This window comes from Allocatenococcus thiocycli (assembly GCF_921292965.1).
In the GTDB taxonomy this organism is placed as follows: Bacteria; Pseudomonadota; Gammaproteobacteria; order Enterobacterales; family Vibrionaceae; genus Vibrio; species Vibrio natriegens.
In genome coordinates, this window is sequence record NZ_CAKLCK010000030.1 from 100597 (window position 1) to 122285 (window position 21689).

A 21689-nucleotide genomic window follows, 5' to 3' on the forward strand; every position below is an offset into this window, starting at 1 on the left:
TTTTTATGTAATCTGGCCAACCCTTCCCTATTTGAATAGTTTTAGGGAATAAAATTGGCCTCTTCCGTGACTTTTACTATCTATGCCCAATCAAAGGTACACCTATCGAACGAACGGAGGCGTAGATTTGGTCATCAATAGTGATTGTTATATGTGTGATTGACGCATTACTGATCGCTAACGTCGAATACCAACGCGGGTTGCGCCAGTCAACGTCTAATATATGAGCGAGAATCATTCGAATAACGCCACCATGCGTGACAATCAGCAGGTTGTCATTGATATCATTGATAATTTGAGACCAAGCACTAGTAACACGCTGTGAAAATGCGTTAAGGCTCTCAGCATTGGGTAAGGTGTGTTGTGACGGAGATTGCCAGAAGGACTCAAGCTTTTTCCAGTTGTCGTTCAGCATGTCGAACGGCACTCCATCGAAGTCGCCAAAATTCATTTCTCTTAGTTCAGAATTTTCGCTCACAGGAAGCATTTGCTGCTCGCCGATGATTTCTGCCACGTCACTGCAACGGGAAAGTGTAGACGTAATAATACCGCTGACTTCACGTCCCTGCTCTTTCCAAGCCTGAGCAATATCATGCTGCTCGGACTCTTTTACCTTTAAATCCGACTGACCGTGCAACCCAGGTGCAGCATCCACTTTACCGTGACGCATGAGATAGATGTTAAGCGTTTCCATGATGTTAAGCCCTATGCTTTGAGTACGAGTGGTAAGCCAGCAGCCACAAATGAAACTCGCTGGCACACTTGCGCAAGTTGTTGGTTCATTCGGCCGGCATTATCGACGAAATAGCGGCTAATCGCGCCAAGTGGAACGATGCCCATCCCGACTTCATTAGAGACAAAGATCAACGTCGCTTGTGAATGAGACACCGCTTCTACCAGTTTATGAACTTCAGCTTCTAACTTTTCATTGGAGCATTCGTCGCCCAGTTCGAAAATCCAGTTGTTCAGCCACAGTGTCAGACAATCAATCAAAACGACATCATCGTGATTAAAGCTTAATAGCAAATCAGCAAGATGCAGCGGACATTCGTGTTCTTGCCACCCTTCTCCACGTTGCTTTTGATGGTGACGAATGCGATCACGCATCTCATCATCAAACGGCAACGCCGTCGCGACGTAATGCAAGCAAGCGTGTTGAGCGTCAGCAGCCAGCCTCGCGGTTTGTTCTGCTAACTTGGATTTTCCGGAGCGTGCTCCACCTAATATTAGTTGCTTCATGATGTGTGATAAAAGGCAATGAGAGTGAGATAAACCAGCAACTCAGATAACTGTTGCGCAGCCCCTAAGCAATCGCCGGTAAATCCGCCAATTCTTTTAGTCAGCCATCGTTTAAAACCATAGCGAAATACCGCTAAGACCAGCACAATAACGGCAGCCTGAGTAACGCCAAGAAACAAAGTAACAAGGCCACCAGTGAACAGTAGGATCACCACTTCTAATGACGACTGTTTGTTGGCAAGGGGCTTGCTTTTGGAAGTGTCGCTGTCACTGACATACGGCATGTCGTAGATAAGCGTAGCCGCCAAAGCACGGCTGGCGGTGTATGCAACGACAATCATTAGCAAAAATTGTGGCTCCTTAGCCAGCTCGCCCCAAAAGACAAACTTCGCCAGCAGTGCCATAACCAAAGTTGCAGCGCCATAAGTACCAATACGGCTGTCTTTCATGATAGACAGTCGTCGCTCGACAGTCATTCCACCGCCGATACCATCCGCCATGTCGGTTAAACCATCTTCATGAAATGCCCCTGTCAGCAGCAGACTAAATACCATGGTTAAAACGATCGAGACGGAAGCAGGAAAAACCAAACTCAACAGCCAAAAAGTCGCTGCGCACAGCACACCCAATACAACACCAACCAACGCGAAGTAGCGCCCGGCTTGGTTCATGCGAGCTTCACTGTATGGCAAATTTGCAGGAACAGGTAAACGGCTAAAGAAACTCACCGCTAACAGGAACAGCTCCCATTGATAACGCCAGTTACCTGTCTTTGCTTCATGAGGTGCTTCTGACACTAAACGGTTACTCCAGCGCTCTCAAAGCTCGCCATATTGTTGTAAAACTGAGCTGCCGCTTTCACTAAAGGTAAAGCCAGCGCTGCACCCGTTCCTTCACCTAAACGCAAACCAAGGTCCAATAGAGGCTCTGCTTGTAAATACTCCAGAACAAACTTATGCCCGGCTTCCTCAGAGCAATGAGCAAACAACATAAAATCGCGCGTCTCTTCGTCAAGCAGCGTGGCAATGTATGCTGCAACTGAAACAATAAAGCCGTCGACCAATACTGGTGTTTTCTGGCGTTTTGCTTCTAAAAATGCTCCTACCATTTGCACAATTTCAAAGCCACCCACTTGGGCTAACACTTCTTTCGTGCTGAGCTCATGGCAACGCGCCACACCGTGGGCAACGGCTCTAATCTTACGGTTTAACTGCTCTTGATTGATGCCAGTACCCAATCCAACACAGTGATCTACTTCCAGTGGGCTAAGTGCGGTTAACAATGCCGACGCAGAACTTGTGTTGCCTATCCCCATCTCTCCGAACATAAGCAGGTTGGAACCCGACAAAATGGCTTGCTCTGCCACCTTCGCGCCATATTCCAAACCAAGTGCCACTTGTTCTAAAGACATCGCGGTTTGTTTGGAAAAGTTCGCAGTGCCATTACCCAAGCGTTTCTCTATCAAGTTCGGATGCGATTTAAAGTCCGGTACCAGCGTATCTATCGGTGACAACATGCCACAATCGATCACTTTGAATTGAATTTGGTTAAGCTCGCAAAAACAGTTGATTGCCGCGCCGCCAGCGAGAAAGTTAGCGACCATTTGCTGTGTGACGGCACTAGGTGCAATGCTTACGCCCTCTTCGGCTACACCATGGTCACCAGCGAATACGAGCATGGTTGGCTGACGAATTGTGATTTGTTCTACCGCTGCGCTTTGATCTTGGCTTTGTATCAGTGCCAGTTCCAAAGCGACTTTCTCAAGCAGCCCTAACGATCCAACTGGTTTGGTTTTGTTATCAATACGCGCTTGAATATCAGCGGCGAAAGTGCGGTCCATGTGTTTGGTTCCTTTTATTTATTGGGGACGAGCAATTGAGAAAGTATTCTCTAGAGTGGCGTATTCACTTCCGCCTAAACGAGAGAGAGGGTCAACGGCTAAAGCATCCACTTTTAATCTGTCGCCTTGAGTAGTTATCACTTTTTCATCGACATAAATGTGTTCTATTTCGGCAAAAATTAAGCTCTGAGGGGTTTCACCCATCTCAATGACTTCATGCAATTTACAGCCGAACGCAATCGGTGCGTCTTTTAATCTAGGAAGTTCAAAGCCACCGAATTCAACCGTTTCCAGATTTGTCAGCGCTAATTCTGACTGTCCGTGATCTAAACCAGCAGATGAATCCGTAACCTTTTGCGCCAGTGCGCTCGAAGCGATGTGAATGACCAGCTTTCCTGTCTCTAATACATTGCGAGTCGTATCCTTAACCTCGCCAGTTGGCTTTTTACCAACAGATAGCATTAGCAAGGGAGGACGGCTGGAAACGGCGGTGAAATATGAAAATGGAGCCAGGTTGAAATTATCTTCACCAGAGTCCGTTAACACCCAAGCAATCGGGCGAGGAATGACCGTCTGAGTCATTAGGTGATACACCTGCGTCGGAGCAAGTGTGCTTACGTCTACATTCATTTTTCTTCCTTGATTCGCGTGTGCCGAAATAATATCGCAAATTCAAACGATAAAGAGAAACAGTGTACCTTTCTCTAAAGGTAATTCACCTACTTTCTCCTAATTACGAAAACTTTTCGCCAAATAATGTCGATTCGCTCGGCAAAGCCGTGATGCCATGTTTACAAGCAACCAACTTATTTCAAAAACGATTTGTGTTGTTACACTCAAGCCACGTAAAAACTGGGTATAAGTCATTGAAATCGGCTACTATTAACTCACGCTGCTGCCATAGAGGAGAAGAGGCATGAGTAATAATACCTGTGTGATCATTGCTGGAGCCTCTGGCTTAGTTGGCAGCAAAGTGATTACTCAATTGGTGTCCCAACCGGGCATCCACACATTATATTCACTTTCCAGACGCCCTCTTACCGATATCTCAGACCCTGAGCAAAAAATCGTTCCGATGATAGACGCTGATCTTTCTATCCTAAATTGGGATGAGCAACACCTGACGCCAGAAATCGGCTTTATCTGTTTAGGAACGACGCTTAAGCAAGCTGGCAGTAAAGAGAATTTGCGCAAGGTTGATGTAGACCTTGTGACAAACGTTGCCAGGCAAATGAAAATGATCGGCGTGAAGCGAGTCGCTGTGGTTTCTAGCCTTGGTGCGAACAGTAAATCTCCTTCGCATTACTTAGCTTGCAAAGGTCAGATGGAAGCCAACATTGAAGAAATGGGATTTGAAGAAGTGGTCTTCGTTCGTCCGGGTCCGCTTGTTGGTCAGCGTACAAAACCAAGAAACGACGAGAAAATCGTTCAATGGATTTTTAGAGTGATTCGTCCGTTCATGTTGGGGAAACTCTCTAACTTTATTCCAATCGATGCGGAAGTGGTCGCCAAGGCTATGATTTATCAGATTTTCAGCTATCAAGAAGACTCAATAATTTATCTGCAACGCAGAGAAATGATCGATTTATTGCGACACTACGAGTAGCTAAAACTAAGAGCCGTACGCACCGAGCAAGTGTCTAACGGGTCACTTACGCCAAAACATATTCCATTTTGATATATCTAATACCCGTTAATCATTTTAAAAGTTATATATTGAAAGCTATCTTACTGCCCCCTTTATCACCTCGTATACAACCCTCAGCATATTGACTGAGTACTAAGGTAAGAGTATGAATTTTGCAGTAATTGCCTCACTTGCAGTCTTTGTTGGCATATTATTCTTTCTTTTTAACCAGCAACAAAAACAAAACACACTTTCTCGTCTCGTTTTAATTGGTCTTGTCACTGGTTCACTTTTTGGCCTTGCCCTTCAACTGATTCACGGTGAAGGCAGCAGCGTCATTTCTGAAACCCTGTCTTGGGTAGCTATCGTTGGTAGTGGCTATGTTGGCCTGCTGAAAATGGTGATCATGCCACTTGTGTTGGTATCGATGATCTCAGCGGTTGTGAAACTGGAAAAAGGCGGCTCACTGGGTAAGATTTCTGGTCTGACAATTTCAGTCCTGCTTATCACCACAGCGATCTCAGCATTAATTGGTATTTTCGTCACATCAGCGTTTGGCCTGTCGGCAGAAGGCCTGACGGAAGGTGCTCGCGAGACAGCTCGCATTGCGGTACTAGAAAGTCGCGCTGGCTCGGTAAGCGATCTAACCATTCCACAAATGCTGGTTAGCTTTATTCCAACTAACCCATTTGCAGACCTAACAGGCGCACGTTCAACGTCTATTATCGCGGTTGTTATCTTCGGTGTTCTAACGGGTGTTGCAGCACGCAAAGTAATGGCCGAAAAAGAAGAACTGGAATCACCGATTCGCACTTTCGTTGAAGCGGCTCAGTCTATCGTAATGCGCTTAGTTAAGATGATCATGGCGCTAACCCCATACGGCATCGCAGCGTTGATGACCAAAGTGGTAGCGACATCAAGCGCAGCGGACATTCTGAATCTGCTTGGCTTTATCGTTGCTTCATACGTTGCGATCGCATTGATGTTTGTTGTACACGGTATCCTTGTTTCTTTTGTTGGCGTTAGCCCAGCAGAATACTTCAAGAAAATTTGGCCGGTACTGACGTTTGCGTTCACTTCACGTAGCTCAGCGGCAACGATTCCTCTGAACGTAGAAGCGCAAATCACTAAGTTAAACGTGCCACCAGCGATTGCTAACCTGTCAGCATCATTTGGTGCAACGATTGGTCAAAATGGTTGTGCAGGTATTTACCCAGCAATGCTTGCGGTAATGGTTGCGCCAACAATGGGTATTAACCCACTAGAGTTCAACTTTATCCTGTCACTGATTGCGATTATCACCATCAGCTCGTTCGGTATCGCGGGCGTTGGCGGCGGCGCAACCTTTGCTGCGCTAATCGTGCTTCCTGCTATGGGCTTGCCAGTGACTATCGCTGCACTGCTTATCTCTATCGAACCACTCATCGATATGGCGCGTACTGCACTTAACGTTTCAGGTTCAATGACGGCAGGTACCATTACAAGCCGCTTGTTGAAATCAACTCATACTGAAGCGGACGTAAAGCCAGAAGAGGCAAAAGCGTAATCCGTTAGCTGCAATGAAACAGTTCAGCGCAAAACTTAAGCCGATGGTTCGCCATCGGCTTTTGCATATTTTCGAGCTGTGTAATGCTCCCATAAGTTATTCAGATACAAAGCGTGCAATAGCACCAAACCTAAACACACAATCTCAACGACTACAATCCATCAGTGTTACTAGCCCTTGTTGAATCCATTGCTAGACAATCTCTATCTGCATTATATGTTGCGGGCCAGCTGGGCCGCCCAAATACAATTTTCCGGTATCTTCAAAGCCACATTTGGAATAACACTGATAAGCGGCTTTATTACGACAATTCACCGTTAGTTGGAGAACCTGAAAATCAGGATAATTTGAGCGAACGTAATCTGGCAATAACTTGATTGCTTGGGTTGCAATACCCTTTCCTTGAGATCGCTGGTCAATTAAAAGAGAGCGTATCCCCAGCGCTTTCCTACTGCCGAAGTTATACGTTTCTGAATACGATAAATCCAGAAGAAAGAAGCCAACCACTTTATCATTTTCAATGATTAAAAAAGGATGTTCGTGTTGCTGCAAAGTGGGAACAAAGTCGTTAACATTGCTCACCGTAAACTGTGCCTGTTCCTGCTTTACACTCAGGAACCCTATTTGTGATTTCCATTTATCACTATATTTTTCAATTGAAGTCATCTTTCCCTCGATGCTTATATACCCTTCATTTCAGACCAGAGAAATAGAGTTCATACCCAAAATAGCCGTCGCTCCATGACTCGGAACACCGCGGATATAGGGCGTAATATAAACCACTCGCCTAACCTGTTATGCAGTCAAATTTCAAACTCAATTAGAGCAAACTTGCCAAGTGTTGGGAATCCCTCATCACGACTTATTATCAGCCCGTTTGTGGCATGCTTGTTTATAGCTGTTGTTGACAACCCATACTGACACCACGATTAAACCTACATGTAAGGGCCAACCCAGCGCCAGTGTGTAGCCCACCAATTCGGATTCAGACACTGAGTCAACACTCAGCAGAAAAACGCTCTTACACAGATAGCTAAATACCCAAATCCCGTTGACCCTTTGCCACATCATCAAACTTGGAATGCCCGTTGATTCCCGACTTCCCTTTAAGGCTGGCGTGGTTATTTCTGCGACCAGCATAGGTATAGGCTTTTTAAACCACGAAAATACTAAAAACACACTGGCAGTGCTGAGCGACCCCATGGCTAGCTTAAGCACAACAGCTTCAACCAGAATCTCCCTAGGAACGAAAGCTGCGATGGTTAGCTCAACAAAGCCAGACAAGGCAAAGGCTAACGCAATCATGCCTAACTCTTTGCGAAACAAGAGAGTTAGCAGGCCATATAGTGAAGTGACTACCACTGCCGACATTAAACCAGCGTACTGATAAGCCAAAAAATACAAAATTGATGGTAACAAGATAGTCAGAAACGAGTCGCGACTTGCGACTAAACGGTAGATGACGTGAAACACAGTAACTCCATTATTAATTACAAACTGAGCAGTTGATTGATTTCGAATCCCACTAGTTAGGTGTGAAAGCCATTGATATACGCCTGCGCTTCTCGAGGGCATGAGATACGCACGAATTTAATGTGACTGTATTGCGGGTTTGAGAACATTTCCTGATAACGCAGCCGATTGCTTTTGTACGTTTTCAATGTCCAAAGAATGATGGAATCTCGGCTGAAAAACGACTTTTTGAATGATTCAACATTCCCGGTTTCGTGCCAGAGTTCTTGCTTGGTTAAAGAACGGGTGACCGCCCTTTTTACCGCCTGATAAATCGTTCTGGGAAACGAATAATCAATCCATATAACAGTATCAACCGTTGCCCATTTTATTGGCGCAGTACGATTATAGTTGCCATCAAGCACCCAATGCTCTTCCCTTAACTGCACTTCAAGTGTGGCAAAAAAACTCGTCATCAGGTGACTCTTGCCAGTTCGGTTTCCAGAACATCGCGTCCATTTCCAGATACGGATAATTCAACTTTTGCGCAAGCCTTCGACCGAATGTACTCTTACCACTCCCACTCGTCCCAACGACGTTTATTCTCTTCATCAACCTTCCCTGTTTTTATGTTCCAGCACAGACCGGTTGTAAATTGGCTGAGAGTCCTTTCCTTCCGCTATCATGCCGATTTTCATTCGAATATTGAAATAATAATCAGTAATTTAGCGATCCATAAGACAAATTAGATGAGTAAGACCTCTTAAAGAAGAGCGAGTAAATCACTTGTTAGGTGGCTATTTTTTAACGGCTGTTATTATTAACATCATTGGCCTTCTCAGTTCATCATGCCACCCCATTTTTTCCACCATTTCTTCCGATGGTTTAGGCTCCAATACCGAACGTATTTCAAATCCTTCGGACAACAGAGTAGAGATATGAGTTTCTATTGTGCGATGATATTTAATGACTTCACTGCCTAAAAACTCTGTTTTTCTTTCCCCTTCATGAAAGTAATTATCCAAAGGCCAGTGTTGAATTTTGCTTTTTTCGTAATACCAATCTTGAGAACTATTTGAAGTGAAAATTGGATGTTCAACGGAATAACAGATAACACCTTTGGACTTTAATAACTTGAATGCTTTTTGAAAAACCGAGCGAAGATCTTCAACATAATGTAAAGCAAGGGAGCTAAATATGACGTCAAAGGATTCGTCTTCTGCGTCAAAATCCTCTATCGCACATCGCTCAAAAGTTACATTGCCTTTGTCTGTTAACTCACGAGCTTTCTCTAGCATCTTTTCTGATAAGTCTATACCTACGACAGCTTCAGCGCCTTGGTCAACGGCATACTGGCAATGCCATCCATAACCACAACCTAAATCCAGTACTTTCTTCCCCGACAATTCAGGTAAGTTGGAACGAAATACTTCCCACTCACCAGCGGACTTTAGACCATCAGTTGAACGCGGCATTTTGGCGTAAGCTTCGAAAAAAGCCGGGTCGTCGTATTTATTTTGTTTCACACTCAATTCTCCATTACTAAACTGGCTGGATGTTTAGCAAATATATCTATGTAAAAGGACTAATGCTGCGCGAGCCAAGTCCCATTTAACTCTTTGTTAGGCAAATTACTGACTACTATTACTACATTCAAAAAACCTATCTCTGAACTGCATCATAAGTTCTTTCTCTTGAATTTCATCTATTGATCGCAGTCCTGGATTTTCACAAGTAACTGACTCAACAAAGCTATTGCATTCTGCTGCGCCGAATAAACAGTGTTTATCGTAATACCAATTTGTAACTGTACCATTCTCGTTCAAGATTGAAGCTGCTCCCAGCAAAGTGTCAACACCCACAAATTTGTCAAAACCATAAAACGGTTTAGCATCATAAAACGATGACTCAATACACTTTTGAACTTCGTCTACATCTTGATCTATTTGAGAAACACCACAATCTACGTACAATCCTGTATCGGGGATAGTAGATAGGACCTGAGCCTGAAACTCCTCAAATGTTATCTTTACCTTGATTGGCTCGGCACCACTCTCATTTGAAGGTTCTTCTTTATCACTATTATTATTGCAACCGACTAACGTTGTTCCTATAAGTAGCACTAAAACTGATTGCTTGATGCTCATTTTTGTTCCTTTTGCCTAACGCTTATAAGGCGGCTCCTAGCCATCCTTTGTTAATTATCATGCCGCCTTTCGTTATGAGCTTCAAAGTAAAATCAGTGAGTTAGTGATCTATGAGGCTAATTTGTTAGCAACAAGAAGCGTATTTCCATCATCACATGGCACAAGAACAACCGTAATTTCTCAGAACCAATTAGCAATTCACTGCTACGTTGGATTCGCGCAGCGGTGATGGAATGGGTAGAGCATAAAGGTGGGTTTAACCTAGGCGTTGAGAGGTTATTAGTACTTTAAGCTTTATGCAGTGCTACCTTCAAAAATATACTAATGCGCTTTCAACACGCCCCCCAACGATGACACCAAAAATGCCAAAGGTTGGGATTTATTATAAAGTGTTTTGCTATTCATTTTCTAAATTGACCTGATGAACCTCAGTAATCACACCAAGATACTCATATGCAGCTCTTGCTTTAATTACAAAGCTCTCATCTCTGGAAAATAGAGCATCGGCAAATGATCCTATCGATGCATGACCCATGTCACTCAACGCTGCCACAAAACGTCTTTCTTTATGAGTCTTAGAGTCAGGATGAAAACCAATAAAATTCAGATGATTATAGATTGCTGTGACTTTCTGATATTTAAAGTAAGGTCTGTCAGGATAAATCAAATTTTGCTTAATAGAGAAAAAATCTTCCAACGACCAATTTAATTTATTGTAAGGTTCTTTCTCTTTGAATAGGTCCCAAACTTTCTCCAGAACATTAGGACCGGTGATGTTGTTAAGTTCTTTTGGACCAATATCTACAGAGTTTCTAAACTCCTTGACACCTGACCAATCAAGCTCGCCTTTAACATTTCGCTTCATTTGCGAAATAGATTCCTTAAGAGTTCTCTCCATTTCAGCTTGAGCAGCGACTGTATAATCGTCCATAAAACGAGCAACATCGGAATTAAATTCTTCTAGATGTTGTGCTTGCTCTCTCATGAATGACATTAAACCAGCAAAGGCTTTACTTTGCTCTTCGGCAATTTCTTCGAATGAGTCTCCTTTTCGGCCGCCAAATAACTTAAAGCTAGATTGAAAAACTGAGTCTTGTAATTGTTGATAAACAGGCTCTTGTTCACAATATTCTCGGAATGCTTCAAATGCATCGCGTTGAGTAATTGTTGCATCACCTGTTGGTTCAAAACTTTGTGTTAGAACTAGTTTTAAGTGAAAAGCATTTAAGTTATTTAACACATTAAGAAACCTTTCAGCGTGACTTCCGGAACGCTTGATTTCCTTAAGAGTTTCATCTGAATAGATGACTTGGAAAGAATCACGCAAGATAACAGCAAAGTCGATCATTCCGTGCTTAACAAAGAGGTCCAAGATGTTGTGATCTAGGTAAGCTGTTGGTTTTCCATTATATATTGGTGTATTTGACATATTTTCTCCAAATGTATAACACTTATTAGCGACTTAGAGCTGTCTTGATTTCCACTATCATGCCGACTTTCATTCGTAGCTTCAAAGCACATCAGTGAGTTAGTGACCTATGCAATCATTTGATAAGCAATAAGAATGATAACTCACTGCAACTTTTTCATGTTCTAACTCTTTTTGCACTTGCGTAAACAACGCTTCTCCAAACTTTCCGTATGCCTTTTTTTGGTCTGATAGCCAGTCATGCTTGTTATAAATCGCCATTACGCCGACCAGTTCATGCCCGAGCATTTTTTCAGTTAGTGCGGCATGGTGCCGAGTTCTGAACAAATGGTAGAAATACTGCGGCGGAAGTCGTGGGCTCGCCACTGAGGAAAGATTAAGTTATCGCGTAACCTTTCAAATTGGGCTCACAATAGTTGCGGAAAAATCAAGCCGATGGGCACTTATCTGCTTTTTCATATTCACAACTTTACCTTGCATCTTTCGTTGCGAGTTAAGGCATTGAATGGTCTAATACTCTTATCGGTTCCGTAAACGGTAAGCAGAATGCACCAAGATAATCAGCCCACTTTTTTCTTCTTTGACTACGAAACTTGGGGAACAAACCCTGCAAAAGATCGTCCGAGTCAATTCGCTGGTGTTCGCACAGATGAAAATTTCAATATCATCGGCGAGCCTTTAGTTATGTATTGCCAGCCACCTGCTGATTACCTTCCTTCTCCTGAAGCTGCTTTAATTACTGGGATTACCCCACAAAAGGCGGTGCAGGAAGGTCTGCCTGAGCCTGAGTTCATTGCTAAAATTCATGCTGAGTTATCCAAACCCAATACCACCAGTTTGGGTTACAACAGTATTCGTTTTGATGATGAAGTGACGCGTTACACCTGTTACCGCAACTTCATTGACCCGTACGCGTGGAGTTGGCAGAACGGCAATTCGCGCTGGGATTTACTTGATGTGCTGCGCGCTTGTCATGCACTTCGACCAGAAGGTGTTGAGTGGCCAGAAAATGAAGAAGGCTTTCCTAGCTTCAAACTTGAGCATTTGTCTGTTGCCAACGGTATTGAACACAGCAATGCACACGATGCCATGGCTGACGTTATCGCAACGATCGAGATGGCGAAGAAAGTTAAAGCTGCTCAGCCTAAATTGTTTGATTACTTCTTCTCCATGCGTCAAAAACGTAAGCTGAATGAATTGGTTGATATCGTTAATATGACGCCTTTGATGCACGTTTCTGGAATGTTAGGACGCGAGTGTCAGTACACAAGCTGGATTGTGCCTGTTGCATGGCATCCGACGAACAACAACGCGGTTATCACGATTGATTTAGCCAAAGATCCGCAACCTATCCTAGAGCTGTCTGCGGAAGAGCTGCACGAAAGGTTGTACACCAAGCGAGAAGATCTCGGTGATTTACTGCCTGTACCAGTTAAACTTGTTCACTTGAATAAGTGCCCTATTCTGGCACCAGCGAAAACACTGACGGCTGAAAACGCGGAGTCTATCGGCATTGACCGTCAACAATGCTTGAACAATCTGGCTCTGTTGCGTCAGCACCCAGAGATTCGAGAAAAGCTGATCAGCCTGTTTTCTGTTGAGCGCACATTTGAAAAAAGTGATGATGTGGATACTCAACTGTACGATGGCTTTTTCTCTCCAGCGGATCGCGCAGCGATGGATATTATTCGCGAGACCGACCCGAATAATCTGGCCGCTCTGGATATTGAGTTCGATGACAAGCGCATTAAACCACTGTTGTTCCGTTACCGTGCTCGAAACTTCCCTGGCACGCTAGACGAACAGGAACAAAGACGTTGGGCACAGCACTGCCGTGAAGTGTTTGAAAGCCAAATCGAAGAGTATATGCTGAATTTAGAAAACTTAGTTCACGAACATGAAAGTGACGAAAAGAAAATAGCACTATTAAAATCCGTTTATCGTTACGTAGAGAGCCTCGCCTCTTAATTTCTTACTTTTACAAGGGCACCGTCAGGTGCGCTTGTCGTTTTTATATGCTGCCCAAATGATAAAAGATCGATTATTACAACTGACCCAATTGCTCGTTTCCCTCTTTCTCATCATGGGAGCACTTGGGATCGGAGTTACTATTCAAAGATTTACTGACACTTCCGTCCCAGGCAGTGTTATCGGCATGATCCTGTTATTCCTTTCTATGGCAACCGGGATTGTCAAAGTAGAGTGGGTAAAGACTGGCGCAACTCTGTTTATTCGCTACATGATCTTATTGTTCGTTCCAGTTAGTGTTGGCCTGATGGATCACTTCGACATGCTTTTCGCCAACGCACTACCTATTCTTGCAAGTGCGGTCGGCGGCACCTTAATTGTGCTGGTGAGTCTCGCATGGCTGTTGGATTATTTGCTAAAGGAGAAACACTAATATGTGGATTTTACTCACTATTGTTGTTTTCCTTGTTGCACGTCAGATTGCGATTAAAGCGAACCATCCAATTGTTAACCCACTGCTTATTTGTATTGCGGTCATTATTCCGTTGTTGACCTACTTGAACGTGCCGTTTGACACTTATTACGCCGACAACGAAGTGTTTAGTTTCCTGCTACAACCAGCCGTTGTGGCGCTAGCTTACCCGTTATATGAGCAGCTTCCTCAGATCAGAGCAAACTGGCGCATCATTACCTTCGCTTGTGTTTTGGGTAGTGTGATGTCGATGATGACGGCAACTCTCATCGCCGTTGCGTTTCACACCGAGTTAAGTTTGATCGCGAGCTTGGTTGGTAAATCAGTGACCACCCCTATTGCGATGGAAATCTCCAGCCACCTTGGTGGTGAAGCGGCAGTTGCGGCGATTTTAGTTCTTCTAGTTGGCTTGTTGGGTGCGATTGTGGCTTACCCTATCTACAACCTGATTGGGATCAAGCATCCTATTGCCCGAGGTTTAACCATGGGTACGGTGTCCCACGCACTGGGTACCGCGACGTGTGTTGAGAAACAACCAGCAGACGCGGCGTTCTCGTCTTTGGCGTTAGTGCTTTGCGGCATTATTACGTCGGTTCTGGCTCCGAGCTTTTTTGCTCTGGCTGTCTGGTTATATCAATAAGAATCAAGTTTTCGGCCTGCCTATCATCTGGGCAGGTCTTCACCTATTCTCTCCAAGTCTCCCTCGATAGATTGAAATCCGTTCGCAACCTTACCTCTTGGACATGTAATAGAGCGACGATCAAAGCCTCATTACTTGGCGATATGTGTATGAGTTAATATAGTTAAGAGATCGACGTAACATTCAGCGCCTGTGCAATCGAATACATGTGTGACTTCACTCTAATTATGTAACGTGAATTTTAATTGCATTACTTTGCGTGATCTAAAGCACAGAACATTTTCCCACTTTGCATAGAATAACTGTCCATGCAATAACAAGGATTCAACATGAAAAGTCGCATTGAACAAGCGCTAGCAAGCGCACCTGAAGCACTTTCAAACCAACTTGCTCCTATCGTTTTAGCCGACGATTTTGATGCTACTCTTTCAGCACAGCAGTTTGAGCAGTTACTGTCTGCTACCGCTCTATCTGACAAAGAGCTGCGTGTTGCTCTGCTTCCTTTTGCCGCTGCTTATTCTTACGCGCCTATTTCTGAGTTTTATGTTGGTGCCATTGTTCGCGGACTTTCTGGCCGTCTCTACTTCGGCGCAAACATGGAGTTCCTTGGCGTTCAACTTGGCCAAACAGTTCACGCAGAACAATCTGCAATCAGCCACGCCTGGATGAAGGGTGAACGCGGTGTTAAAGACATCACGATTAACTTTAGCCCTTGTGGCCACTGTCGTCAGTTCATGAACGAGCTGTCTACAGCGAAAGACTTAAAAGTCCAATTGCCAGAGCGTGAAGAAAAATCATTACATGAATATCTGCCTGAAGCATTTGGCCCGGCCGATTTGGGTATCAAATCTGGCTTAATGGCAGAAGTTAAGCATCAGTTCGAATGTGATGAGAACGATGCGTTGATTCAAAAAGCCGTCGATGCGATGAACATGAGCCATGCTCCTTACACCAATAACCTGAGTGGACTGGCGTTAGAGCTTGCTGATGGTCGCGTTTTCCAAGGCGCTTACGCAGAGAATGCGGCGTTTAACCCGAGCCTTCCTCCTCTTCAAGTTGCTTTGATTCAGGTACTACTGGCGGGTGAAACCTTTGATAACATCAAAGCAGCCGCTTTAGTGGAAAATTCAGAAGGTAAGATCAGTCATCTTGCTGATACGCAATCAACGTTAGAAGCGTTGAATCCCGACATTCCACTAAGTTTCGTTAACGTGTAATTTACATAATGATGTCGATGAAAGCTCTACATGATGTAGAGCTTTTTTATTAGCAAAAAACCATACGCAAACGTTTGCTTTACGATAAAAATTCAGTATGATCCCCTGCAAATTCTGTCTCATCACTTTATTTTGTAAGGGAACGATATGTTCGGTACTGCAACCAGCGCAAACGCTACTCGTGTATTACTTTTAGGCTCTGGCGAACTTGGTAAAGAAGTCGCGATTGAATGCCAACGACTAGGTCTGGAAGTCATCGCGTGTGACCGTTATGCGGATGCACCGGCGATGCAAGTCGCTCACCGCAGCTACGTGCTTGATATGTTGGATGGTCAAGCATTACAAGAAATCATCAATAAAGAGCAACCTGCTTATGTTGTTCCTGAAATTGAAGCTATCGCGACCGATAAACTGGTTGAGTTAGAAGAAAAAGGTCTGAATGTCGTTCCAACAGCAAAAGCGACTAAGCTTACAATGAATCGTGAAGGTATTCGTCGTTTAGCTGCTGAAGAGCTTGAGCTTACTACCTCCCCTTACCGATTTGCAGACAACTTCAACGATTTCAAAGCCGCTGTTGAATTTGTTGGTATCCCTTGTGTAGTTAAGCCAGTGATGAGCTCATCTGGTAAAGGCCAGAGTGTCATTAAATCAGAAGCTGATATTGAAAAAGCATGGAACTACGCTCAAGAAGGTGGCCGCACTGGTGCTGGTCGTGTCATTGTTGAAGGCTTCATTGACTTTGATTACGAGATCACCCTACTAACCGTACGTGCGGTTGACGGCGTACACTTCTGCGCACCAATCGGTCACCGTCAAGAAGATGGTGACTACCGCGAATCTTGGCAGCCTCAAGCGATGTCAGAAGAAGCCATCAAAGCAGCGGAATACACTGCGGAAAAAGTAGTGAATGCACTTGGCGGCTACGGAATTTTTGGTGTTGAGTTGTTTGTGAAGGGCGATAAAGTCATCTTCAACGAAGTTTCTCCTCGTCCACATGACACAGGTATGGTTACGCTGATTTCTCAAGAAATGTCTGAGTTTGCACTGCACGTGCGCGCATTTACCGGTATGCCGATCAACCAGATCGTTCAATATGGTCCTTCTGCATCAGCGGTGATTCTTGGTCAAGGTACGTCAACAAACATTCGTTTTGACAATGTGTCTGAAGCACTGGCACAACCACAGACTCAAGTTCGCCTATTTGGTAAGCCAGAAATCGGCGGTCGCCGCCGCTTAGGTGTTGTTCTTACTCGTCGAAATAGTACAGAAGAGTCCGTTCAAGATGCGGTAGCAAATGCATCGAAGGTAAACATCGTTTACTAAGCCATCTTTTATTAACAAAAAAGCGCAGCTATTAAATAGCTGCGCTTTTTTGTCTTTTCGTACACGTAGTCAGTCACTTACGCTGTTCGAAATCACTGAGCTTCAATCAAATACACTTCTTCAGAAAAACGACTTAAGCCTTGCTTAGCAATTTTCGGGTGATTCTCATCTGCTTCGTCCACGTTGAGACAAGTCACGTTGTAACCCGAGAATAACTGTTCGATTTCATTCACTGGTACGCTAAATGGAGGTCCCGCCATTTCTTGCTGAGGGTAATTGAGTGTCACAAGCAGAATACGGCCACCCGGTTTAAGTAGCTGTTTCAAACGCTCGGCGTACTCTTGTCTCATCTCCTGTGGCAGCGCAACCAAAGCCGCTCGGTCATAAATGATATCGACTTGAGAAACCGGTGCCGTGAAAAAATCTCCGGTATAAATAGAAAGCTCATCAAACTGATACAACTCATGCATACCACTTAATGGCGTAACAGTTGGAGTATAAAAGTGCTCTGCAAAGAAAGCGCGTACTGCAATTTGGCTTAATTCAACGCCATTCACTTCATCATGTTTGGTCGCCAACCACACAAGATCTTCAGACTTACCGCAAAGCGGAACCAACACAGTGTCTTCGCGCTTAGGGTTGGTGTGGTGCCAATGCTGAGGCAGTAATGGATTTACATCTTCCAAATGGAATCCGATTTTATTGCTGGCCCACTTATTGTGCCAAAATTCTGGGTCTCTCATTTTACTTTCTACTTATCGGCTGAATTACGTTTTGTGGAGTAAGACTAATGATTTTTTCGAATTTGTCTATGCCGTTCATCTTTCGTTAATCCTCAAATGCTACGATGCAATCACGATATACGAAATGATACTGACGTTTAATTAACAGAATAATGAAAATATAAATAGTGATCTAACGCATAATTCCACTGTAAACATGAGAGTTAACCTTGGAATGTTTCAAAAGATCCCCATTTATTAATAACAACCTGATTTGCAAATCTTAGCGACTTCTTTGTCCCCATTTTCTAAGTGCAAGCAAGTTAAGGAGAGTGAATGAGCTTATTTTTACGTACAGCAGCATTGATGCTTTTGGTACTAAGCCGTGCACCTGCAATTGCCGCAATGCCTATTGCGCCAACAACGAGTGAACAGAATCGTTCTGCAAGTCAAAACGAGGTTTGTTCAAAACTCTTCAAACATAGCCTAAGTGGCTTATATGGCATTCAAACTATCGACTCAAATCCAACCCAGCCATACGCTGATTTTGATATTCTTTACTCCAAAGCTCACCAAGCTCAGTTCGAACTGGAAACCATCTGTAAAAGTACCGCCCTTCTCAACGACGCCCAACCTTACTTCGCTGGCGTAAAATCCAAACAACGTGCAGAGGAAAAAATTGCTTACGAACTGGATGGTCAGGTTGAACGCATTACCGATCTAGCACGTGCGACGATAGTTGCGGAAGATGTGGCAAGTTTGGTCTCTATCTATGAAACACTAGAGCGCGAAACAACAATCGTTAAAGTGAAAAACAGATTCAAAAAGCCGGGGCCTTCGGGTTACCGAGATTTAAACTTACTGGTTCGTTTGCCGAAAACAAACCTCATTGCAGAAGTTCAGCTCCATTTGAAAGCCATTGCGGATGTGAAGAATGGTCCTGAGCATGACCTTTATGAGAAAATTCAAAAGCTTGAACGTCAGGCAATGGCAGAAAAACGCCAGCTGACTGAATTTGAAACGGCGGCGATTCGAAGCATGCGAAGCCAAGCTAAGAACTTGTACCAGCACGCGTGGCAACCATACTTAACAACTCACTTAGAAGCGGCATAAAAAATTGCTTCTCTGAAAACAACAAACCACCGCAATGCGGTGGTTTTCTTTTGCATGCCGAAACGAAAATGCATGCACGACAAAAGACCACGACTAAGCGTGATCTATTTGGTCAGCTTACTGTTCTTTCTTAAGATTTTCTACGCGAGCTTTTAATTTCTGACCCGGGCGGAAAGTCACTACACGTCGAGCAGTAATTGGAATATCTTCACCAGTTTTCGGGTTACGACCAGGCCGTTCATTCTTGTCACGAAGATCAAAATTACCAAAACCTGACAGTTTTACCTGTTCGCCACTTTCTAGTGCCTTGCGAATTTCTTCAAAGAACACTTCCACCGTTTCCTTGGCGTCCCGCTTACTAAATCCTAATTTATCAAACAGGTTTTCTGCCAATTCGGCTTTTGTGAGCGCCATAAAACTTTCCTCAAAGCTATGTTAAACAATGCTACTTAGTGTAGCGCCAGAGCAGTTTTACCCTACCAATTCAAGAACATATCGGGGTTACATCAGGAAGTGTATGACAAGCTTATGATTTTCGCCAACTTTTTTCTTTGCGAATAAATGGAATATGGCTGTATAAATTATTGTTAAATACCAACATTTTAACATTTTTTATTTAGAGAGTTCTTAAATACAAAACTCAACCAGTCAATTAAACCAATAAATTGGTAAAATTTGAAACAAAAAACCATTTAATAAATTTATCAGGTATAGGCTATTTTACAAACACCTGACATAGAACCTGTCGGTATTTCATTGATTTGTAAGTAACTAGGTACATAAACACTTGAAAAGAAGTATGACCACTTACCAGCAGTTTTACTTTTATAAAGCTTGATAAACGCCAAGATTCTCACTGTTTTACGATGACTCACTAATCAAAGGTTGTTAGTGTGAACCTAGATTCATTACTTAACGAAACAATCACATCTTTTACCTTTAATTAAAGTGCGGTCATGATTAATCAAGTCATCAATATTCTTTTTCCCGTCTTCGCTCTTGTCGGCGTCGGCTATTTAGTCGGTCGGCATATCAAGCCAGATTTTCGCCCAATCAATCGAATCAATATTGATGTCTTTACGCCTGCGCTGGTGTTTTCGTCTCTGGTCAGCATGCCGCTCGATGCGGAACAAGGCCCTCTTCTTTTTGCTGCGATTGTTGCGGTTCTCGTCCCTGGATTGGTCATGATACCGATCTGTAAAGCGACCGGATTAACTTTCAAAGCCTGGGCACCACCCCACATGTTTCGCAATAGTGGCAACTTGGCTATCCCACTATTTACTTATACGTTCGGAGACGTGGCGCTTTCTTCTGCCGTCTTACTGTTTGTTGTATCGGCCTGTCTGCACATTAGTTTAGGGGTGATGCTTCTCAGCAGTGGCAACCCACTAAAACAGATCATAAAAATGCCAATCTTTTTATCGGCTTCTCTCGCGCTGGGCCTGAACTTGTCAGGAATTGGCGCTTGGGCACCGCTTTATGAAGCGACGGCATTATTAGGTCAGGCCGCAGTACCGGTAATGTTGCTCTCTCTCGGGGCACAAATGTGCAACTTACGATTGGATGGTCTGCGAGTTGGCGTGATATGTACGGTACAATCGCTGACCACAGGTGCAGTTGCCTTTGCGCTTATCTATTGGTTTATTCCGTTACCCACAATGCAATTGCAGATGATGGTACTTTTCACCATGTTACCGCCTGCGGTGATGAACTATTTATTTGCAGAGAGACTCAATATAGAACCGATGAAAGTGGCGTCGATGGTGTTGTTTGGCAACTTTTTTAGTGTGTTGACCCTGCCCCTTCTTCTCTCTTATACGTTGTCGCTCTCTTAGCGCTGAGATTAGCTAGCTCAACGATAGTGTAGTTTCGCAGGAAGAATCAGATGCTCGGCTTTACGATCGGGTGAACCTATAGATGCCGTTGCTTGCTCAAATAACGTTTTAGCGATGAGCTCGCAATCTTGTTCGATTGAATCAATGTTGATCGGTAAGCAATCTAAAATCGGTGAGTTATCGAACGTTGCTATTTTCACATTAGCATTCAATAACCGATGCTCAGACATATAACGCAAAACACCTTCGAGAATCGAATACGAAGCGACAAATATGCGAGTTGGCAAACGCCCAATATTCTGGTGGATTTCCTCAATCATGGCGTAACCGGACTCAGGTTGATAATCTTTGTGTTTCACTAACTCCGTATCCAACTCCACTCCAGTAGCTAGCAAAGCCGCCTGATAACCCGAGAATCGATCTTTACTCGGAGAGAGCTCTAACTGTCCGCCTAAATAGGCACATTCTTCCGCTTGCTGACACAGTTTTCCTACCAGTTGTTTGGTCGCGTTATAAGCATCTGTTTTTATCGTCGTTAACGGCGTGGCGTCGAAAATACGGTCGAACACCAACACGGGGGTTTGCTCGGTGACTTTGCGATAGAAGGTGTCTTCAGTCATAGCCGTTGCCACCATTAGCAAATCGACTTGCCTTTCTAGCAAGCTTTTAACTGCCGCTTTTTCTTGTTTCGGGTTGTCTTCAGAAGAAGCGATTAAAAGCTGATAACCATGGCTACGCGCCAACTTCTCCAAAAACTTCGCCGTTGTAGCAAACCCCATATTGGCCAAATCAGGAATAACAAGACCCAGCGTGTAGGTACGGTTTGCCTTTAAAGCGCGTGCGTATAAGCTCGGAGCGTAATTGTGCTCGTCTACCACAGCTTGAACACGCTTTACGGTCTCTTCATTAATACGATGTTTCTTCGCATGACCATTGAGGACAAAGCTAACGGTGGACTTTGAAACTCCAGCGAGCTCAGCGATATCTGCTAACTTTAGTTTTTTCTTCTTCACCTTACCCTTCCGAGATGAGTTTCGCTCTGGCTATTTGGATTCAACACATCGGCGGTCATCATACCGATGAAAACGTCGAAAACCATCACTTTTAGTATCTTGGGAC

The 21689-nt window shown here is 43.9% G+C and carries 22 protein-coding genes and 1 pseudogene; 9 read left to right on the top strand and 14 right to left on the bottom strand.

What is annotated here, in order from left to right; all coding sequences use genetic code 11:
- Positions 1 to 76 precede the first annotated feature (76 nt).
- Genes cobC through L9Q40_RS12260 form a run of 5 tightly spaced genes read right to left on the bottom strand, consistent with a single transcriptional unit; the run spans position 77 to position 3709 of the window.
- Complete coding sequence (gene cobC / locus L9Q40_RS12240; RefSeq protein WP_498793427.1) at positions 77 to 694, bottom strand: alpha-ribazole phosphatase; 618 nt, start codon at positions 692 to 694, stop codon at positions 77 to 79.
- Positions 695 to 705: 11 nt separating this feature from the next.
- Positions 706 to 1239, bottom strand: coding sequence for a bifunctional adenosylcobinamide kinase/adenosylcobinamide-phosphate guanylyltransferase (gene cobU / locus L9Q40_RS12245; RefSeq protein ID WP_498793428.1), 534 nt, complete (start codon positions 1237 to 1239; stop codon positions 706 to 708).
- Positions 1236 to 2036, bottom strand: a complete 801-nt coding sequence (locus tag L9Q40_RS12250) for an adenosylcobinamide-GDP ribazoletransferase (RefSeq protein ID WP_498793429.1) — start codon at positions 2034 to 2036, stop codon at positions 1236 to 1238. The genes cobU and L9Q40_RS12250 overlap by 4 nt, the downstream gene beginning before the upstream one ends.
- The gene (gene cobT, locus L9Q40_RS12255) at positions 2036 to 3079 is read right to left on the bottom strand and encodes a nicotinate-nucleotide--dimethylbenzimidazole phosphoribosyltransferase (RefSeq protein ID WP_020333105.1); all 1044 of its coding nucleotides are present in this window, start codon (positions 3077 to 3079) and stop codon (positions 2036 to 2038) included. The genes L9Q40_RS12250 and cobT overlap by 1 nt, the downstream gene beginning before the upstream one ends.
- Before the next feature lie 18 nt (positions 3080 to 3097).
- Entirely contained in the window at positions 3098 to 3709 is a 612-nt protein-coding gene (locus tag L9Q40_RS12260; protein ID WP_498793430.1) for a flavin reductase family protein, read from the bottom strand.
- A 286-nt stretch (positions 3710 to 3995) separates the two neighbouring features.
- On the opposite strand from L9Q40_RS12260, the gene L9Q40_RS12265 reads away from it, so the two are divergent.
- A complete protein-coding gene (locus L9Q40_RS12265; RefSeq protein ID WP_498793431.1) occupies positions 3996 to 4685 on the top strand; it encodes an NAD(P)H-binding protein in 690 nt (229 codons plus the stop codon).
- Between the two features lie 187 nt (positions 4686 to 4872).
- Positions 4873 to 6252, top strand: coding sequence for an L-cystine transporter (locus L9Q40_RS12270; protein WP_498793432.1), 1380 nt, complete (start codon positions 4873 to 4875; stop codon positions 6250 to 6252).
- Positions 6253 to 6444: 192 nt separating this feature from the next.
- On the opposite strand, the gene L9Q40_RS12275 is transcribed toward L9Q40_RS12270, so the two are convergent.
- From L9Q40_RS12275 to L9Q40_RS12300, 6 genes and pseudogenes are all read right to left on the bottom strand, one after another.
- Positions 6445 to 6918: a GNAT family N-acetyltransferase gene (locus tag L9Q40_RS12275; RefSeq protein WP_498793433.1), complete on the bottom strand. Its 474-nt coding sequence runs from the start codon at positions 6916 to 6918 to the stop codon at positions 6445 to 6447.
- A 189-nt stretch (positions 6919 to 7107) separates the two neighbouring features.
- Positions 7108 to 7725, bottom strand: a complete 618-nt coding sequence (locus L9Q40_RS12280) for a hypothetical protein (RefSeq protein WP_498793434.1) — start codon at positions 7723 to 7725, stop codon at positions 7108 to 7110.
- A gap of 56 nt (positions 7726 to 7781) precedes the next feature.
- Positions 7782 to 8316, bottom strand: a pseudogene (locus L9Q40_RS12285) (shikimate kinase).
- 185 nt (positions 8317 to 8501) lie between these two features.
- Positions 8502 to 9230, bottom strand: a complete 729-nt coding sequence (locus L9Q40_RS12290; RefSeq protein ID WP_498793435.1) for a class I SAM-dependent methyltransferase — start codon at positions 9228 to 9230, stop codon at positions 8502 to 8504.
- A gap of 105 nt (positions 9231 to 9335) precedes the next feature.
- Entirely contained in the window at positions 9336 to 9851 is a 516-nt protein-coding gene (locus L9Q40_RS12295; protein WP_065299561.1) for a hypothetical protein, read from the bottom strand.
- A gap of 397 nt (positions 9852 to 10248) precedes the next feature.
- Positions 10249 to 11280, bottom strand: coding sequence for a hypothetical protein (locus L9Q40_RS12300; protein WP_498793436.1), 1032 nt, complete (start codon positions 11278 to 11280; stop codon positions 10249 to 10251).
- A gap of 546 nt (positions 11281 to 11826) precedes the next feature.
- Here L9Q40_RS12300 and sbcB point away from each other — a divergent pair.
- From sbcB to purT, 5 genes are all read left to right on the top strand, one after another.
- Complete coding sequence (sbcB, locus tag L9Q40_RS12305; protein WP_065302254.1) at positions 11827 to 13248, top strand: exodeoxyribonuclease I; 1422 nt, start codon at positions 11827 to 11829, stop codon at positions 13246 to 13248.
- A gap of 58 nt (positions 13249 to 13306) precedes the next feature.
- A complete protein-coding gene (locus tag L9Q40_RS12310; protein ID WP_065302253.1) occupies positions 13307 to 13681 on the top strand; it encodes a CidA/LrgA family protein in 375 nt (124 codons plus the stop codon).
- 1 nt (position 13682) lies between these two features.
- Entirely contained in the window at positions 13683 to 14360 is a 678-nt protein-coding gene (locus L9Q40_RS12315) for an LrgB family protein (RefSeq protein ID WP_014231625.1), read from the top strand.
- Positions 14361 to 14689: 329 nt separating this feature from the next.
- Positions 14690 to 15577, top strand: a complete 888-nt coding sequence (cdd, locus tag L9Q40_RS12320) for a cytidine deaminase (RefSeq protein ID WP_014231624.1) — start codon at positions 14690 to 14692, stop codon at positions 15575 to 15577.
- A gap of 147 nt (positions 15578 to 15724) precedes the next feature.
- Entirely contained in the window at positions 15725 to 16900 is a 1176-nt protein-coding gene (gene purT, locus L9Q40_RS12325; RefSeq protein ID WP_498793437.1) for a formate-dependent phosphoribosylglycinamide formyltransferase, read from the top strand.
- Positions 16901 to 16992: 92 nt separating this feature from the next.
- On the opposite strand, the gene L9Q40_RS12330 is transcribed toward purT, so the two are convergent.
- Positions 16993 to 17643 (bottom strand): thiopurine S-methyltransferase, encoded by a 651-nt coding sequence (locus L9Q40_RS12330; RefSeq protein ID WP_498793438.1) that lies wholly within the window; start codon positions 17641 to 17643, stop codon positions 16993 to 16995.
- Positions 17644 to 17958: 315 nt separating this feature from the next.
- Here L9Q40_RS12330 and L9Q40_RS12335 point away from each other — a divergent pair, with 315 nt between their 5' ends.
- The gene (locus L9Q40_RS12335; RefSeq protein ID WP_014231621.1) at positions 17959 to 18735 is read left to right on the top strand and encodes a nucleotidyltransferase family protein; all 777 of its coding nucleotides are present in this window, start codon (positions 17959 to 17961) and stop codon (positions 18733 to 18735) included.
- 117 nt (positions 18736 to 18852) lie between these two features.
- On the opposite strand, the gene ihfA is transcribed toward L9Q40_RS12335, so the two are convergent.
- The gene (ihfA, locus tag L9Q40_RS12340; protein ID WP_005462650.1) at positions 18853 to 19149 is read right to left on the bottom strand and encodes an integration host factor subunit alpha; all 297 of its coding nucleotides are present in this window, start codon (positions 19147 to 19149) and stop codon (positions 18853 to 18855) included.
- A gap of 542 nt (positions 19150 to 19691) precedes the next feature.
- Between ihfA and L9Q40_RS12345 the strand changes: the two genes are divergently transcribed.
- On the top strand, positions 19692 to 20570 hold the full coding sequence (locus L9Q40_RS12345) for an AEC family transporter (protein WP_020333039.1): 879 nt from the start codon (positions 19692 to 19694) through the stop codon (positions 20568 to 20570).
- Positions 20571 to 20587: 17 nt separating this feature from the next.
- Here L9Q40_RS12345 and L9Q40_RS12350 read toward each other — a convergent pair whose 3' ends face one another.
- Positions 20588 to 21583 (bottom strand): LacI family DNA-binding transcriptional regulator, encoded by a 996-nt coding sequence (locus tag L9Q40_RS12350; protein WP_498793440.1) that lies wholly within the window; start codon positions 21581 to 21583, stop codon positions 20588 to 20590.
- Positions 21584 to 21689 lie beyond the last annotated feature (106 nt).